This window comes from Jeotgalibacillus terrae (assembly GCF_016908195.1).
In the GTDB taxonomy this organism is placed as follows: Bacteria; Bacillota; Bacilli; order Bacillales; family Jeotgalibacillaceae; genus Jeotgalibacillus; species Jeotgalibacillus terrae.
The window spans coordinates 266233-282262 of sequence record NZ_JAFBDK010000001.1 but is presented as its reverse complement, the minus strand read 5'-3'; the positions used below and the strand labels follow the sequence as shown (position 1 = coordinate 282262).

The following is a 16030-nucleotide window of genomic DNA, read 5'->3' as shown; positions in this document are numbered from 1 at the left end:
TACAAAAAGAACGTTTGTTCGTATAATCAGACAAAAGGGAGGGAATAATGATGAAGGAAAAGCTATTGCAGTACCAACAACAGGGCTACACCTTGAAAATGATTTATATGGATAAGAACGATCAATGTTCGGAACGTAAAATCAAGATACGGAATATTAGTGAGACCTCATTCACTGCATTCTGTTTGAAGCGTGGAGCGGTACGTAATTTTCAATATAATAGCGTTCTTTCAATTGTTCCTATTATTAAGCGTGAAAGGATGGTGATCTGAGTGGATGATCAAAATAGAGACCGCGGTACAATCAAGTGGACCAGTATGATGTTGCCTGAACATGTAGGTCAGCTGCGTGACTTCTTTGAGTATGAGTACAATGCAGTAAAACAGCCGATCATGGATGATCAGATGATGGAGCTGATCTTTATGACGATTCAGGAATCAATGGAATTTGATCAGGTTGTAGAGATAAAGATTTTTAATGGTCACAAGAGAGAGTTATTGACTGGAAAAGTAAAATTGATCGAATATCAAAAGCGTTACATATTAATACAAGATGCTTCTGGTGAGATTAAAGTAAAGTTTGATGAAGTGGTAGGGGTAAATCATGCATAATAAAACCCCTGCTTTTGCCGGCAGGGGCTCTTTAAATTGTACTGCTATTCTAAATTACTTACAGCATATTCAGCTTCTTCAGCAGTAAATTTTTCACCGTATTCAGATGTTAATTGCTCACGGATTGCTTCAACTGACATAGCCATATCTGTTTGATAAGATTTTGCTTTTTGAAGTGCATTTTCATTCCAGTCAGCTTCAACATTATCAATTGCATATTGAGCTTCTTCAGGTAAGAACTTTTCACCTGCATCTGAAGTCAACTGATCATATACACCAGCTTTAGACATATACATGTCATTCGCATAAGAGTCAGCTTTTTTCAAAGCGTTCTCGTTCCAATCAGCTTCAACATTCTCCATTGCATACTGTGCAGCGTCTTCAGGGAACTGCTCACCATATTCAGCTGTTAATTGACCATACAAGCCTTCCTTTGAAAAGTACATAGTATCTGAGTACATTTGTGCTTTAGTTAATGCTGATTTAAACTCAGCTGGCACATCATCTTCAACAGCCTCTTCTTCTGCAGGTTCGTCCTCAACAGCTTCTTCAGTGGTATCTTCTGTAGCTTCAGCTTCAGTTTCAGATGCGGTAGCTTCTTCTGTAGCGGCAGTTTCAGTAGCGTCATCCGCAACCTCTTCAGTGCCACCCAGGTTTCCAATCACACCAATTACAACTATTACTGCAAGCGCGATAAACCACCAACGCTTATAAATTGGCTTCTTTACTTTTCTTTCTTTCGACATATCAAATCCCCCTATTTTGTATAATTTTGTTTCATTTTCAATTCTACATGAAGATTTTCAGATTAAAAGACTTTATTCCTAAAAAATTTCCATTATTTTATCGTAATTAAACTTCCTGCCCTCTGTCTTGTTGTTCGCGTTCTCTGAGGTCCTTCATTCTTTTGATAATAATTTTCATCATTCTTTCATCTTCTCCACCTTCTATATGACCTAGCAAGTAATATAGAAGAGCTGCTTCCTCGTTTGAATTCAATTTTTCCGTTAACGATAAAAATTCTTCTTTGATTTTTCCTTCCATTAGAAATCCCTCCATAAAATAAGTTTTCCACCGTAGTGCCACCGTTTTGATAAAATACACTGAGATAAACAAAAATATAATAAATGATGATAAGATACTAAATGAACAGATACACCCTTGATCTGTCTTGATTGCTAAATACAATAGAATACATTAAGATACACTCCGTACCAACATCACCATAAGAAGCCTTTATGGCTGTCCTTCAGATGGATGAAGGAGATAAATAATTTTACTGAAACAGAAAGGGAACGGGTTCTGCCATCAGCAGAATACGTCCCTTTTTCTGTGTGAAAGGAATGGATGAAATCATGACATCAGCTGCTTATATACACATTCCGTTTTGTCATCATATTTGTCACTATTGCGATTTTAATAAAGTATTTATGAAAAATCAGCCGGTCGATCGGTATATTGAGATGCTGATCAGAGAAATGGAGTCTGCTCATAAAGAATCAGAACCGATGAAAAGTATTTTTGTCGGCGGCGGAACACCGACTGCGCTGGATGCCGAGCAGCTAGCAAAGCTCTGTGAGGGTATCAGCCGTGTATTTAATATTAATGAATCTACTGAATACACTTTTGAAGCCAATCCGGGCGATTTAAGTAAAGAGAAAATAAACGTCTTAAAAGCTCACGGTGTGAACAGACTCAGCTTCGGCGTTCAATCCTTTAATGATAGACTGCTTGAAAAAATAGGCCGTAACCACCGGACAGAAGACGTATACCGCTCGATCAGGGAAGCGCGGGAAGAAGGATTCAGCAATATCAGTATCGATCTGATCTATGCATTGCCTGAGCAGACACTGGAAGATTTTGAAGATACAGTGGACCGTGCACTTGACCTTGACCTGCCGCACTATTCAGGATACTCACTGATCGTAGAGCCGAAAACGGTGTTTTATAATCTGATGAGAAAAGGACGTCTGCCATTGCCCGGAGAAGACACAGAAGCTGCAATGTACGATTTGCTGATGGAAAAAATGGCTTCTAAAGGCATCCATCAATATGAGATCAGTAACTTTTCAAAGCATGGCTACGAAAGCCTGCATAACCTGACTTACTGGAACAATGAATCCTATTACGGCTTTGGGGCCGGGGCACATGGTTATGTAAATGGTATCAGGTATTCAAATATCGGTCCGGTATCAAAATACATTCAGGCAGTTGAAGAAGGGAAGCGGCCTGTATTTCACGAGGCAGAAGTAACCCGCTTTGAAAGTATGGAAGAAGAGATGTTTCTTGGTCTCAGGAAAACTGAAGGTGTAGCTCTCCCAACTTTTAAAGAAAAATTTCACGAAGAACTTGATCATGTCTTTCGTGAGCCATTGAAGGATATGACTACAAGAGGGCTGCTGGAGCTTCATCATAACCGTGTAAGGTTAACGAAAGAAGGCAGATTTTTAGGAAATGAAGTGTTTCAATCTTTTCTTGGATTAAATTAATGCATTCCCGTTGACAGTAAAATCATCATTTGATAACTTATAAATTAGATTTAGCACTCGTGATTAGTGAGTGCTAACAGGGGTGATGAATGATGTTAACTGATCGGCAATTGCTTATTCTTCAAGTAATTATTGATGATTTTATTCGCTCTGCCCAGCCGGTAGGCTCGAGAAGCTTATCGAAGAAGGAAAACATTCCATTCAGTTCTGCAACGATCAGAAATGAGATGTACGACCTTGAAGAAATGGGGCTGTTAGAGAAGACCCATACTTCTTCCGGACGCGTTCCTTCAGAAAAAGGATACAGATTCTATGTAGACCATCTGCTCTCACCGCAGGCACTGAAGAAAAAAGATATGTCTCAGATCCAGTCCATTTTTGCGGACAGAATTTTAGAGATCGAAAACGTTGTTCAGCGTTCTGCTGAAATTCTTTCACAAATGACAAATTATACGTCTATAGTGCTTGGACCTGACCATCATGAAAATAAAGTGAAAAGCGTCCAGATTATTCCATTGAACCTCGAGAGTGCCATTGCAATCATTGTCACTGACACAGGACATGTGGAGAATAAACGTTTTACAATCCCGCCCGGCCTGAACCCGGAGGATATAGAACGTATGGTTAAGATCCTGAATGACAAACTGACGGGAACACCACTGGTTGAGCTTCAGGATAAAATGTACAAAGAAGTTGCACTATTTTTAAAGCGGCATATTGCTAACTATGATCTGATGATCGAAGCATTTGCGCAGATTATGAATATACCTGTTCATGATAAATTATTCTTTGGCGGCAAGATGAACATGATGAATCAACCGGAGTTTAATGATATTGATAAGCTTAGAATGCTGATGGATGTCATTGACAGTGAAGATTATCTGTACCCGCTGATAAAAGAAACGAGCGGATCAGGCATTCAGATCCGGATTGGTAAAGAAAATAATAATGAAGCATTAAAAGATGTATCACTGATTACTGCATCTTTTCCGGTGATTGGCGGTCAGAGTGGATCACTTGCTATATTAGGGCCGACCAGAATGGAATACTCACGGGTTATCAGCCTTTTGAATGTGATCAGCATGGATTTATCAAAAGCGCTCTCGACCTTCTATGACCGGGATGATAAATAAAATACCTGCATGGTCAATCATGCCGTGCAGTGTATTTTACTGTCATCAGACATGATAAATGATCTGTCAATACAGCGTTTATCAGTTTTTAAATAGGGTAATCATTTCAAGGAGGTGAAAGATCGTGTCAGAAAAAGAAGTACAGCAGGAAACAACTGAAGAACTAAAGCAGGATGCGGCTGTTGAGTCAGAGGAAACGGCTGAAACAGAAGAAATAGCAGCTGAAGAAAACTGGCAGCAAAAAGCAGAAGAAGCTGAAGATAAATACTTGAGGCTTCGTGCTGAGTTCGATAACTATAGACGCCGTATTCAAAAAGAGAACGAAACATTGCAGAAGTATCGTGCTCAAAATGTTGTGACAGGTATTTTACCTGCTCTTGACAATTTTGAACGTGCGCTAAATATAGAAACGACAAATGATGAATCTGCTTCACTGTTAAAAGGGATGCAAATGGTTCATTCAAGCCTTCTTGAAGCATTGAAAGCTGAAGGTGTCGAAGTAATTGAATCAGTGGGTCAGCAGTTTGACCCGAACCTTCATCAGGCGGTTATGCAGGTATCTGAAGAAGGTACTGAATCAAATACAGTCATTGAAGAATTACAAAAAGGCTATAAGCTGAAGGACCGCGTAATCCGTCCTTCAATGGTAAAAGTAAACGAATAATTGTATTTGGGAGGATGATGTTAAGATGAGTAAAATTATTGGAATTGACTTAGGTACCACAAATTCATGTGTCGCTGTACTTGAAGGCGGAGAAGCAAAAGTAATTGCTAATCCTGAAGGTAACCGCACATCACCATCAGTTGTATCTTTTAAAAATGGTGAAAAGCAGGTTGGGGAAGTAGCAAAGCGTCAGGCTATTACAAACCCTAATACCATCATGTCTGTTAAAAGACATATGGGTACAGATCACAAAGTAGAAGCTGAAGGAAAAGAATATTCTCCTCAGGAAATTTCTGCTATGATTCTTCAATACTTAAAAGGATACGCTGAAAGCTATCTTGGCGAAGAAGTAACAAAAGCTGTTGTTACTGTCCCTGCATACTTTAACGATGCTGAACGTCAGGCTACTAAAGACGCAGGTAAGATTGCTGGTCTTGAAGTAGAGCGTATTATTAACGAGCCGACTGCAGCAGCACTTGCATATGGTCTTGATAAAATGGAAGAAGATCAGACAATCCTTGTCTATGACCTTGGCGGCGGTACATTCGACGTATCCATTCTTGAACTTGGCGATGGCGTCTTTGAAGTACGTTCAACAGCTGGTGATAACCGTCTTGGCGGTGACGACTTTGACCAGGTAATCATTGACCACTTAGTATCAGAATTCAAAAAAGAAAATGGCATTGACCTGTCAAAAGATAAAATGGCACTTCAGCGCCTGAAGGATGCAGCGGAAAAAGCGAAGAAAGACCTTTCAGGTGTGACTTCAACTCAAATTTCACTGCCATTCATCACTGCAGGAGAAGCTGGCCCGCTTCACCTTGAAATGAACCTATCACGTGCAAAGTTTGAAGATCTTGCATCTTCTCTGATCGAACGCACAATGGGACCAACGCGCCAGGCAATTAAAGATGCAGGTATGTCTGCTTCTGAAATTGATAAAGTCATTCTTGTTGGTGGTTCTACACGTATTCCGGCAGTACAGGAGGCGATTAAGAAAGAAACTGGTAAAGAGCCATCTCAGGGCGTTAACCCTGATGAAGTTGTTGCAATGGGTGCAGCAATCCAGGGTGGTGTACTGACAGGGGACGTGAAAGACGTCGTTCTTTTAGATGTAACACCACTATCACTTGGTATTGAAACAATGGGCGGCGTATCTACCGTTCTGATTGAACGTAATACAACGATCCCAACTTCAAAATCACAGACTTTCTCTACTGCAGCAGATAATCAGAATGCAGTTGATATCCATGTCCTTCAGGGTGAGCGTCCTATGGCAGCGGATAATAAAACACTCGGCCGTTTCCAGCTTGGTGATATCCCGCCGGCACCACGCGGCGTACCTCAGATCGAAGTGACATTCGATATCGATAAGAACGGTATTGTAAATGTAAGCGCGAAAGATCTTGGTACTGGGAAAGAGCAGAAGATTACAATCAAATCGACTACTTCTTTATCAGATGAAGATATCGACCGTATGGTAAAAGAAGCAGAAGAAAATGCAGAAGCGGATAAGAAGCGTAAAGAAGAAGCAGAAGTCCGTAACGAAGCAGACCAGCTTGTATTCCAGACAGATAAAACATTATCTGACCTTGGAGAGAACGCTGATGAAGAAGAAAAGAAAAAAGCTGAAGCAGCGCGTGACGAGCTGAAAGAAGCGATTGAGAAAAATGATCTTGAAGAAATCAAGACGAAGAAAGATGCCCTTCAGGAAATCCTTCAGGCACTTTCAATGAAGCTTTATGAAGAAGCTGCAAAGAAAGCTGAAGCGGAACAGCAGGCAGAAGGCGCTAAGCCTGAAGATGATGTGGTCGATGCAGACTTTGAAGAAGTAGACGACGACAAGAAATAATTTCAGATGCAGGGAAAAGTCAAAGTCACGGTGCTTTGGCTTTTTCTTTGCCGTTGCAAGCACAGTCCGAAAAGTGATAAAATAACCTTTATGCAAAAGGACCGGGGAGTGGAAATATGAGTAAACGGGATTACTATGAAGTGCTTGGACTTTCAGAAGGTGCTTCTAAAGAAGAAATTAAAAAAGCTTATCGTAAGCTGTCAAAAAAGTATCATCCTGATATTAATAAAGATGAGGATGCCGGTGACAAATTTAAGGAAGTAAAAGAAGCCTATGAAGTATTAAGTGACGATCAAAAGCGCGCTCACTACGATCAGTTCGGTCACACAGACCCTAATCAGGGCTTTGGCGGCGGAGCAGGTTTTGACGGCTTTGGCGGATTTGAAGATATTTTCAGTTCGTTCTTTGGCGGCGGGGGCAGAAGACGTGACCCGAATGCGCCAAGACAGGGAAATGATCTGCAGTACACGATGACAATTAAATTTGAAGAAGCTGTTTTTGGTAAAGAAACAGATATTGAAATTCCAAAAGAAGAGCAGTGTGAAACGTGTGGCGGTGACGGAGCTAAGCCAGGTACGAAACCTGAAACCTGTCACCATTGTAATGGTTCAGGCCAGCTGAATGTAGAGCAGCAGACGCCATTTGGACGTATCGTAAACCGCAGAGTCTGTCACCATTGTGAAGGGTCAGGCAAACTTGTAAAAGATAAGTGTACAACGTGCGGCGGAAACGGAAAAGTGAAGAAACGTAAGAAGATTCATGTGAAAATTCCGGCAGGCGTTGATGATGGTCAGCAGATGAGAGTAGCAGGCCAGGGTGAACCGGGAGCTAACGGAGGACCTCCGGGAGATCTGTATGTTGTATTCCGTGTCAGACCTCATGAAATCTTTGAGCGTGACGGGGATGATGTATTTCTTGATATGCCAATTACATTTGTTCAGGCAGCCCTTGGTGATGAGCTTGAAGTACCAACAGTTCACGGTAAAGTAAAGTGGAAGCTTCCTGCAGGAACACAGTCAGGGACTGCATTCCGTCTGAAAGGCAAGGGTGTTAAAAATGTGCACGGATACGGCCAGGGTGACCAGCATATCCGGGTGAAGGTAATTACACCGAAGAAGCTGACAGACAGACAGAAAACACTGCTGCGTGAATTCGCTGAAATCAGCGGTGAAGTCCCTGATGAGCAGCATGATAATTTCTTTGATAAGGTTAAGCGTGCGTTCAAAGGTGACTAATAAAAACTAAATTGTCAGGGCTCTGTGCCCTGACAACCTGAAGTGAAATGGAGCTGGTCTGATGAAGTGGTCAGAAATAAGTATTCATACAACAAACGAAGCAATTGAACCGATCTCCAATATCCTGCATGAAGCAGGTGCCAGTGGTGTTGTGATTGAAGATCCTGGAGAGCTGCTAAAAGATAGAGAAGACCAATTTGGAGAAATCTATGAACTGAACCCTGAAGATTATCCTGATACAGGCGTCATGGTGAAAGCCTATTTACCGGTCAACAGCTTTCTCGCTGAAACGGTAGACGGGATCAAACAGGAAGTCAGTAACCTAGTATCATTTAATATTGATATAGGTAAAAACAAAGTGGAAGTCAGTGAAGTAAATGAAGAAGACTGGGCCACTGCGTGGAAAAAATACTATAATCCGGTTAAAATTTCATCAACTTTCACAATTGTGCCAACATGGGAAGATTATGAAAGAGTATCAAGTGACGAGCTGATTATTGAACTTGATCCGGGAATGGCATTTGGAACAGGGACTCACCCGACGACAGTCATGTGTATTCAGGCATTAGAGCGCACAGTTGTCAAAGGGGATACGGTGATTGATGTAGGGACAGGTTCAGGTGTATTAAGTATTGCTGCGGCATTACTTGAAGCGGCATCAGTACATGCGCTTGATCTTGATGAAGTAGCCGTGAAATCGGCTGAGGAAAATATTCAGCTGAATCATGTTCAAAATATTGTAACTGTCTCAGAGGGAAATCTTTTAAGCGGGACATCAGAGCCTGCAGATGTGATCGTCGCTAACATTCTTGCAGAAGTCATTCTTACCTTTACAGATGATGCTTATTCACTGACAAAACCAGGCGGCACATTTATTACTTCAGGAATTATAAAACAGAAAAAAGATCTGGTTAAAGATGCACTAAGAGCTTCAGGGTTTGACATCGATGAAGTGATGACAATGGAAGACTGGGTAGCCATTATTGCTACAAGACCGGAAGAGTGATTTCATATGCAGCGATATTTTACAGAGCAGAAGCCGGATGAAAACGGCTGTTTTGATATCAGCGGAGATGACTATAAACATATTGTCCGTGTGATGAGAATGAATGAAGGCGACAGGATCATTACAGTAACAGGTCCTGAGCAGGTTTTTGAATCAGAAATTATCAGTATTGACGACTTATCTCTGCAGGTGAAAGTGCAAAAACAGCTGACTGAAACGTCTGAGCTTCCGGTACATGTCACTATTGCACATGGACTTCCTAAAGGTGATAAGCTTGAGTATGTCATTCAAAAGGCGACAGAGCTTGGTATGGTCAGTCTGAAACCCTTCAGTGCTGAACGGTCGATTGTTAAATGGGACCAGAAAAAAGGTAAAAAGAAGGCTGAGCGCTGGAATAAAATTGCAAAGGAAGCAGCTGAACAATCACACCGGTCTGTCATTCCAGTTATATCAGAACCAATATCCACAAAGCAGCTGGGGTCGTCTTTTCGTGAATATGATGCTATCATGATGGCATATGAAGAAGATGCCAAAACGGGTGAAACATCAAACTTTGCTGCATTTCTTAACGGGTTGACACCGGGCAGTAAGATCCTTGCTGTCATTGGCCCTGAAGGCGGATTTTCTCAACAGGAAGCAGGGCAGCTGCTTGAAGCAGGCGCAGTCAGCTGTGGACTTGGACCAAGAATTTTAAGAACTGAAACCGCACCATTATACATATTGGCTGCGATTTCCTATCATTTTGAATTAATGAGGTGAAAAAATGGGAACAGTCGCATTTCACACGTTGGGATGTAAAGTAAACCATTATGAAACAGAAGCAATCTGGCAGCTGTTTAAAGCAGGCGGATACGACAGAGTCGAATATGAACAGTCTTCTGACGTCTATGTGATCAATACATGTACAGTGACGAATACAGGAGACAAAAAAAGCAGACAGGTCATCAGACGGGCAATCCGTAAAAATCCTGATGCTGTGATTTGTGTAACAGGCTGTTATGCACAGACTTCTCCTGCAGAAATTATGGCGATTCCTGGTGTTGATATCGTTGTCGGTACACAGGACCGTACAAAAATGCTCGGCTATATTGAGCAGTACAGACAGGAAAGACAGCCGATCAATGGCGTAACAAATATTATGAAAAACCGTGTCTATGAGGAATTGGATGTTCCGGCATTCACAGACCGTACGAGAGCTTCACTGAAAATACAGGAAGGGTGCAATAATTTCTGCACGTTCTGTATTATTCCGTGGGCGCGTGGACTGATGCGTTCTAGAGATCCTGAGGAAGTGATCAGACAGGCTCAGCAGCTTGTTGAAGCAGGATACAAGGAAATCGTACTGACTGGTATTCATACGGGTGGATACGGTGAGGATATGAAAGATTATAACCTAGCGATGCTGCTGACAGACCTTGAAAGTAAAGTGAAGGGTCTGAAGCGGATCCGTATCTCATCAATTGAAGCAAGTCAGCTGACAGATGAAGTCATTGATGTCATTGACAGATCTAAAATGGTTGTCAATCACCTTCATATCCCGCTTCAGTCAGGATCAAATACTGTCCTGAAACGTATGAGAAGAAAATATACGATGGAATTCTTTGCAGAGAGACTTGAGAAGCTTAAAAAAGCACTCCCTGGTCTTGCTGTTACTTCAGATGTGATTGTAGGTTTCCCTGGTGAGACCGAAGAAGAATTCATGGAAACATACAATTTCATTCTTGATCAGAAGTTCTCTGAGCTTCATGTTTTCCCGTATTCAAAGCGTACTGGTACGCCTGCTGCAAGAATGGATGACCAGGTTGATGAAGAAGTGAAAAACGAACGCGTGCATAGACTGATCTCACTGTCTGATCAGCTCGCAAAAGAATATGCTTCCCGTCACCAGGATGAAGTGCTTGAAGTCATTCCTGAGGAACGTTTTAAAGAGGACGAAACCGGATCTTTATATGTCGGCTACACTGACAACTATCTGAAAGTCGTATTCCCGGCATCAGAAGAAATGGTTGGAAAACTTGTTAAAGTAAAAATCACAGAATCAGGTTACCCTTACAATAAAGGTGAATTTGTAAGAGTGCTTGAAGATGAAGAATTAACGGTCTAACTCTGCTTTTGCAGAGTTTTTCTTTATTTTATTAGGATATCCGGAGACTTAATGTTAAAATAGGTACGTACATCTAATCGAAAAGGAGAACTTATTATGACTTCTATTGCAAAAATGATCGATCATACACTATTAAAACCTGAAGCTACAAAAGACCAGGTCACAACACTTTGTGAGGAGGCAGCAGAACACGGCTTTATGTCAGTATGCGTGAATCCTTACTGGGTAAAACTTTCTGCAGAACTGTTAGATAAGACTGATGTAAAAGTCTGTACAGTGATCGGCTTCCCATTAGGAGCAAGTGCGACAGAAACGAAAGCATTTGAAACAAAGCAGGCGATTGAAGACGGGGCTACTGAAGTAGACATGGTCATCAATATCGGCGCGCTGAAAAGCGGCGATTATGATACAGTCAAGAGAGACATTCAGGCAGTCACTGCAGCTGCTAAAGGGAAAGCACTGACAAAAGTGATAATCGAAACGTCACTGCTGACTGATGAAGAAAAAGTAAAAGCCTGTGAGCTGTCAGTAGAAGCAGGTAGTGATTTTGTTAAGACTTCTACAGGTTTCTCAGGTGGTGGCGCAACACCGGAAGATATTGCACTTATGAGAAAAACTGTCGGACCGGATCTTGGTGTTAAAGCATCAGGCGGCGTACGTTCTGCTGAAGATGCACAGGCTATGATTGACGCCGGAGCGACACGCTTGGGTGCAAGTGCTGGAATTAAAATTATCCAGGGCGAAACTGCAGACAGCGATTATTAATCATATCTATCACATAGACTAGAAGTCTTTTCACCTTTTAATTCAAAGGTGAAAAGGCTTCTTATTCTTTCGAATACCTGTTGACCAGCGCAAATTGTTGGTTTATACTGTATAAGTACATGGGATTACCCATGAATGTCAGTAAGTATCCCTATCTTACTGCATGCAATGAAGAATACACATGCGTGATTCTCTTTGCTTGAATATGTAAGCGTAGTGTTCGGAGGGAGGGAATTAGAGATGTCAAAAACGGTCGTTCGTAAAAACGAATCACTCGAAGATGCTCTTCGCCGCTTTAAAAAGACTACATCAAAGGCTGGTACTCTTCAGGAGTTCAGAAAGCGTGAATTCTATGAAAAGCCAAGCGTTAAGCGTAAGAAAAAGTCTGAAGCTGCAAGAAAGCGCAAATTCTAATTAATATAGGAATAAGTAGGTGCATGAAGTGAGTATGTTGGATCGTCTGAATGAAGATATGAAAACAGCAATGAGAAATAAGGAAAAGGAACGTCTTTCTGTCATTCGCATGGTAAAGTCCTCATTGCAAAATGAAGGGTACAAACTTGGCCGTACTGAATTAACAGAAGATGAAGAATTGACCGTACTTTCGCGTGAATTGAAACAGCGTAAAGATTCTTATGCTGAATTTAAATCTGCTGGAAGAGACGATTTGTCAGATAAGCTTCTTGAGGAAATTGCCTTAATTGAAACCTATATGCCCCGTCAATTATCTGAAGAAGAGCTTGAAGTCATTGTGATCGAAACGATCAATGAAACCAATGCCTCCTCTAAAGCTGATATGGGCAAAGTGATGAGCAGCATTATGCCTAAAGTAAAAGGCAAAGCTGATGGAGCCCGTATTAATAAAATGGTTCTCCAACACTTATCATAAAAAAACTGAATTTGTTTCATCATGTTCAGATCAATCAAGCCGTGTTTGCAATGTGCAGCGCGGCTTGATTTTTTTATGTTGAACATTCAGAATAAAAGTGAAACCTTTTCATGATACATACGTATATAAAGTAAATCATTACTGCCTGAGTCACTGGTATATAGAAGGGGGGAGTAAAATGAAATTTACCGGAGTGAAACTCTTTGCTGTTATGGTCGTTTTACTGTCAGTGTTTTCACTTGTTCAGCCGTCATTTGCCGATGGACAAAAGATTTATGTGGCACCGGTAAAAAAAGAAGTTGAAAGAGGATTGGCAGCTTTTCTCGATCGTTCTATAGAAGAAGCCGAAGAAAATGGCGCTGAAAAACTGATTCTTGATATCAATACGCCTGGCGGAGCAGTGACTGCCGCTGAGGAAATAGCGGAGATTATGGCAGATGCTGAAGTTGATATCATTGCCTATATCAATCCCAATGCGCTCTCAGCAGGATCATTTATTGCCTTATACGCACAGGAGATATACATGTCACCATCTGGAAAAATGGGCGCTTCAGCTGTGATTACGAGTACAGGTGGAGACGCTGACAGAAAAGCGCAGAGTGCATGGCTTGCAGCAATGAAAAATGCAGCAGAATTTTCTGACAGGGATCCGCGCTATGCTGAAGCGATGGTTGATCAGACTATAGAAATAGAAGGTCTGGTGGATGAGGGTGAGCTACTAACTTTTACCCCGGCAGAAGCTGAAAAGTATGACTATTCAGAAGGAACCTATGAAAGTCTGGATGCATTAATCAGCGGACTCGGGTATGAAAATGCTGATCTCGTAAATATTGAACCGACCTTTACTGAGAATCTCGCACGGTTCGTTACCAACCCGATTGTTGTTCCTATTTTACTTTCAATGGCCAGTCTAGGTCTTGTGATTGAATTATATTCACCGGGATTTGGCATTGCAGGCTCATTAGGATTGGGGGCACTTCTTCTGTTTTTCTTCGGACATCTGATTGCCGGTCTTGCAGGCATGGAAGTTCTGATTTTATTTTTGATCGGCATTGGGCTGATCATAGCAGAAATCTTTGTGCCGGGAGGAATTTTGGGAATCGCAGGTCTTGTGGCGATTGCTGTCAGTATCCTGCTTGCCGGAGAAAGTGTTGCTTTTATGGGTATTGCATTATCTGTGGCTCTGTTAGTCGCAGTAATTGGGATGGTGATTATGGTGAAATTCCTTGGCAAAAACCTTCATTTGCTTAAAAAGATTATATTGAGTGATTCCACTAACACTGAAAGCGGATACGTATCCAATGTGAATCGTCATGAATTAATTGGAAAGACCGGGACAGCCAGAACGGCATTACGTCCTTCAGGAACCATCATTATTGACGATGAACGGATCGATGCAGTCAGTGAAGGCGGTTACGTGAATAAAGACCAGCAGGTAATCGTCGTAAAAGCAGAAGGATCTCGTATTGTAGTGAGAGAGATTGATTAAATTTAAGGAGTGAGTTGGATGGGGACAGAGGCAATTACGTTGATTATTATTGTAGTAGCTGCAGTCATTGCACTTGGTGTAGTGTTTACATTTGTACCGGTAGCACTGTGGATTTCAGCATTGGCAGCAGGGGTTAAAGTAAGTATTTTCACACTGGTAGGTATGAGACTGAGACGTGTTATACCAAGCCGCGTTATTAATCCGATGATTAAAGCACATAAAGCTGGTGTGGATGTAAGTATTAATCAGCTTGAGAGTCATTATCTTGCAGGTGGTAACGTTGACCGCGTTGTAAACGCACTGATCGCCGCTCAGCGTGCGAATATTGAACTGGCATTTGAGCGTTGTGCAGCCATTGACCTGGCTGGCCGTGACGTGCTTCAGGCCGTTCAGATGAGTGTAAACCCTAAGGTGATTGAAACACCGTTTATCGCCGGTGTTGCAATGGATGGTATTGAAGTAAAAGCGAAAGCAAGAATTACAGTGCGTGCGAATATTGACCGACTTGTCGGTGGTGCTGGTGAAGAAACGATAGTAGCACGTGTAGGTGAAGGGATCGTCAGTACAATCGGTTCAAGTGACAATCATAAAAAAGTACTGGAAAATCCTGATATGATTTCACAAACAGTACTTGGAAAAGGACTTGACTCAGGAACTGCATTTGAAATTCTCTCGATTGATATTGCTGATGTTGATATCGGCAAAAACATCGGTGCAGAACTTCAGACAGAGCAGGCTGAGGCAGATAAGAATATTGCCCAGGCAAAAGCTGAAGAACGCCGTGCAATGGCCGTAGCACAGGAACAGGAAATGAAAGCAAGAGTTGAAGAAATGCGCGCTAAAGTTGTGGAGGCAGAAGCAGAAGTACCGCTTGCAATGGCTGAAGCACTGCGTGAAGGGAATATCGGTGTCATGGATTACATGAACATTAAGAACATTGACGCTGATACTGATATGAGAGATTCAATTGGTAAAATTACAGGAAATAAAGATGAAAAAGGTGACAGCAGAAACTAAAGCTGGGAGGCTGACTCCGTGGAATTCATTATTATGGCAGTCGTAGCGGCTGTGTTCAGTCTTTTGAGCAAGAAGAAAAAGGAAGAAACATCTGAACAGAAGCCGCCGGTGCAAAAGCCGACAGTATCGAAGCCTAGAAATCTGAAAGAAACCTTTGATCAGCATGCAAAAAAACTTGCTGAAGAGTATGATAAACAAAGAAAATCTTTTGAAAGCAACTCAAAAACTCCTAGGCAGGAGAAAAAAGAAGCAGCACCTCAAAAGAAACAGCTTGAGCCTGTTAAAGAAATGGCAGTTGAAAGCAGAAAAACAAAAAAACCTGCTGATCCGATTAAGGAATCTGATATTACGATAAGCAGGGAATTGAAGCCGAGAGATGTCGTGAACGGCATTATTTTCTCTGAGGTGCTCGGGCCTCCAAGATCAAAGCGGAGACATCGGGAAAGATAATAAGTTATGCCCCCTCTATTTAAAACATACTTTAAATAGAGGGGGTTTTTTTATGGTTAAAAACACCTGGATCAGCCGGACTGCAGCCCGGCTTGACCTGCCTGAAGATTTAATCTCAGATTTGCCGAGAATTGAATGGATTGCGATGAAAACCTTAAAAATTGAAAACCATAAGGGATTAAATCATTTTTCAGACTCATGTATTGAACTTCATATTGCTTCAGGAATACTGATTATTCAGGGGGAAATTTTATCAGTCAGCACACTTACCCACGATGAAGTATCGATTCATGGTCACATTCACTCTATTTCTTTAAAGGGATGAT

19 protein-coding genes are annotated in these 16030 nt (G+C 41.6%); 17 read left to right on the top strand and 2 right to left on the bottom strand.

The window, feature by feature from the left end; translation table 11 throughout:
• Nucleotides 1-50 precede the first annotated feature (50 nt).
• Both JOD21_RS01540 and JOD21_RS01535 read left to right on the top strand, forming a co-directional pair.
• The gene (locus JOD21_RS01540; protein ID WP_204727883.1) at nucleotides 51-272 is read left to right on the top strand and encodes a transcriptional regulator; all 222 of its coding nucleotides are present in this window, start codon (nucleotides 51-53) and stop codon (nucleotides 270-272) included.
• Complete coding sequence (locus tag JOD21_RS01535; protein WP_204727882.1) at nucleotides 273-611, top strand: YolD-like family protein; 339 nt, start codon at nucleotides 273-275, stop codon at nucleotides 609-611. It abuts the gene before it with no gap.
• A 44-nt stretch (nucleotides 612-655) separates the two neighbouring features.
• Here the strand turns inward: JOD21_RS01535 and JOD21_RS01530 are convergent, their stop codons facing one another.
• Both JOD21_RS01530 and JOD21_RS01525 read right to left on the bottom strand, forming a co-directional pair.
• Complete coding sequence (locus JOD21_RS01530) at nucleotides 656-1357, bottom strand: Ltp family lipoprotein (RefSeq protein WP_204727881.1); 702 nt, start codon at nucleotides 1355-1357, stop codon at nucleotides 656-658.
• Nucleotides 1358-1463: 106 nt separating this feature from the next.
• Nucleotides 1464-1655, bottom strand: coding sequence for a hypothetical protein (locus JOD21_RS01525; RefSeq protein WP_204727880.1), 192 nt, complete (start codon nucleotides 1653-1655; stop codon nucleotides 1464-1466).
• 311 nt (nucleotides 1656-1966) lie between these two features.
• Between JOD21_RS01525 and hemW the strand changes: the two genes are divergently transcribed.
• From hemW to JOD21_RS01450, 15 genes are all read left to right on the top strand, one after another.
• Nucleotides 1967-3100 carry a radical SAM family heme chaperone HemW gene (hemW, locus tag JOD21_RS01520; RefSeq protein ID WP_204727979.1) on the top strand — a complete coding sequence of 378 codons (1134 nt, stop codon included), beginning with the start codon at nucleotides 1967-1969 and terminating at the stop codon, nucleotides 3098-3100.
• A gap of 92 nt (nucleotides 3101-3192) precedes the next feature.
• Entirely contained in the window at nucleotides 3193-4233 is a 1041-nt protein-coding gene (gene hrcA, locus JOD21_RS01515; protein WP_204727879.1) for a heat-inducible transcriptional repressor HrcA, read from the top strand.
• A gap of 121 nt (nucleotides 4234-4354) precedes the next feature.
• Entirely contained in the window at nucleotides 4355-4897 is a 543-nt protein-coding gene (gene grpE / locus JOD21_RS01510; protein ID WP_204727977.1) for a nucleotide exchange factor GrpE, read from the top strand.
• A gap of 25 nt (nucleotides 4898-4922) precedes the next feature.
• On the top strand, nucleotides 4923-6749 hold the full coding sequence (dnaK, locus tag JOD21_RS01505) for a molecular chaperone DnaK (protein ID WP_204727878.1): 1827 nt from the start codon (nucleotides 4923-4925) through the stop codon (nucleotides 6747-6749).
• A 116-nt stretch (nucleotides 6750-6865) separates the two neighbouring features.
• A complete protein-coding gene (gene dnaJ / locus JOD21_RS01500) occupies nucleotides 6866-7984 on the top strand; it encodes a molecular chaperone DnaJ (RefSeq protein WP_204727877.1) in 1119 nt (372 codons plus the stop codon).
• A 61-nt stretch (nucleotides 7985-8045) separates the two neighbouring features.
• A complete protein-coding gene (gene prmA, locus JOD21_RS01495) occupies nucleotides 8046-8990 on the top strand; it encodes a 50S ribosomal protein L11 methyltransferase (RefSeq protein ID WP_204727876.1) in 945 nt (314 codons plus the stop codon).
• Nucleotides 8991-8996: 6 nt separating this feature from the next.
• Nucleotides 8997-9749, top strand: a complete 753-nt coding sequence (locus JOD21_RS01490) for a 16S rRNA (uracil(1498)-N(3))-methyltransferase (RefSeq protein WP_204727875.1) — start codon at nucleotides 8997-8999, stop codon at nucleotides 9747-9749.
• A 4-nt stretch (nucleotides 9750-9753) separates the two neighbouring features.
• Nucleotides 9754-11094 (top strand): tRNA (N(6)-L-threonylcarbamoyladenosine(37)-C(2))-methylthiotransferase MtaB, encoded by a 1341-nt coding sequence (gene mtaB, locus JOD21_RS01485; protein ID WP_204727874.1) that lies wholly within the window; start codon nucleotides 9754-9756, stop codon nucleotides 11092-11094.
• A 93-nt stretch (nucleotides 11095-11187) separates the two neighbouring features.
• On the top strand, nucleotides 11188-11859 hold the full coding sequence (gene deoC / locus JOD21_RS01480; RefSeq protein ID WP_204727975.1) for a deoxyribose-phosphate aldolase: 672 nt from the start codon (nucleotides 11188-11190) through the stop codon (nucleotides 11857-11859).
• Between the two features lie 240 nt (nucleotides 11860-12099).
• Nucleotides 12100-12273 carry a 30S ribosomal protein S21 gene (gene rpsU / locus JOD21_RS01475; RefSeq protein ID WP_039809800.1) on the top strand — a complete coding sequence of 58 codons (174 nt, stop codon included), beginning with the start codon at nucleotides 12100-12102 and terminating at the stop codon, nucleotides 12271-12273.
• A 28-nt stretch (nucleotides 12274-12301) separates the two neighbouring features.
• Complete coding sequence (locus JOD21_RS01470) at nucleotides 12302-12748, top strand: GatB/YqeY domain-containing protein (RefSeq protein ID WP_204727873.1); 447 nt, start codon at nucleotides 12302-12304, stop codon at nucleotides 12746-12748.
• Nucleotides 12749-12926: 178 nt separating this feature from the next.
• Complete coding sequence (locus JOD21_RS01465; RefSeq protein ID WP_204727872.1) at nucleotides 12927-14237, top strand: NfeD family protein; 1311 nt, start codon at nucleotides 12927-12929, stop codon at nucleotides 14235-14237.
• Between the two features lie 18 nt (nucleotides 14238-14255).
• A complete protein-coding gene (floA, locus tag JOD21_RS01460; protein ID WP_204727871.1) occupies nucleotides 14256-15254 on the top strand; it encodes a flotillin-like protein FloA in 999 nt (332 codons plus the stop codon).
• Nucleotides 15255-15272: 18 nt separating this feature from the next.
• Complete coding sequence (locus JOD21_RS01455) at nucleotides 15273-15704, top strand: hypothetical protein (protein WP_204727870.1); 432 nt, start codon at nucleotides 15273-15275, stop codon at nucleotides 15702-15704.
• Nucleotides 15705-15756: 52 nt separating this feature from the next.
• The gene (locus JOD21_RS01450) at nucleotides 15757-16029 is read left to right on the top strand and encodes a YabP/YqfC family sporulation protein (protein ID WP_204727869.1); all 273 of its coding nucleotides are present in this window, start codon (nucleotides 15757-15759) and stop codon (nucleotides 16027-16029) included.
• The last annotated feature ends 1 nt before the right edge of the window (nucleotide 16030 follow it).

Excerpts from the sequence above, each read along its gene's own strand:
- JOD21_RS01540 (WP_204727883.1), top strand. The coding sequence starts at position 51 with ATGAAGGAAAAGCTATTGCAGTACCAACAACAGGGCTACACCTTGAAA.
- JOD21_RS01530 (WP_204727881.1), bottom strand. The coding sequence starts at position 1,357 with ATGTCGAAAGAAAGAAAAGTAAAGAAGCCAATTTATAAGCGTTGGTGG.
- JOD21_RS01525 (WP_204727880.1), bottom strand. The coding sequence starts at position 1,655 with ATGGAAGGAAAAATCAAAGAAGAATTTTTATCGTTAACGGAAAAATTG.
- hemW (WP_204727979.1), top strand. The coding sequence starts at position 1,967 with ATGACATCAGCTGCTTATATACACATTCCGTTTTGTCATCATATTTGT.
- hrcA (WP_204727879.1), top strand. The coding sequence starts at position 3,193 with ATGTTAACTGATCGGCAATTGCTTATTCTTCAAGTAATTATTGATGAT.
- dnaK (WP_204727878.1), top strand. The coding sequence starts at position 4,923 with ATGAGTAAAATTATTGGAATTGACTTAGGTACCACAAATTCATGTGTC.
- dnaJ (WP_204727877.1), top strand. The coding sequence starts at position 6,866 with ATGAGTAAACGGGATTACTATGAAGTGCTTGGACTTTCAGAAGGTGCT.
- prmA (WP_204727876.1), top strand. The coding sequence starts at position 8,046 with ATGAAGTGGTCAGAAATAAGTATTCATACAACAAACGAAGCAATTGAA.
- JOD21_RS01490 (WP_204727875.1), top strand. The coding sequence starts at position 8,997 with ATGCAGCGATATTTTACAGAGCAGAAGCCGGATGAAAACGGCTGTTTT.
- mtaB (WP_204727874.1), top strand. The coding sequence starts at position 9,754 with ATGGGAACAGTCGCATTTCACACGTTGGGATGTAAAGTAAACCATTAT.
- rpsU (WP_039809800.1), top strand. The coding sequence starts at position 12,100 with ATGTCAAAAACGGTCGTTCGTAAAAACGAATCACTCGAAGATGCTCTT.
- JOD21_RS01465 (WP_204727872.1), top strand. The coding sequence starts at position 12,927 with ATGAAATTTACCGGAGTGAAACTCTTTGCTGTTATGGTCGTTTTACTG.
- floA (WP_204727871.1), top strand. The coding sequence starts at position 14,256 with ATGGGGACAGAGGCAATTACGTTGATTATTATTGTAGTAGCTGCAGTC.
- JOD21_RS01450 (WP_204727869.1), top strand. The coding sequence starts at position 15,757 with ATGGTTAAAAACACCTGGATCAGCCGGACTGCAGCCCGGCTTGACCTG.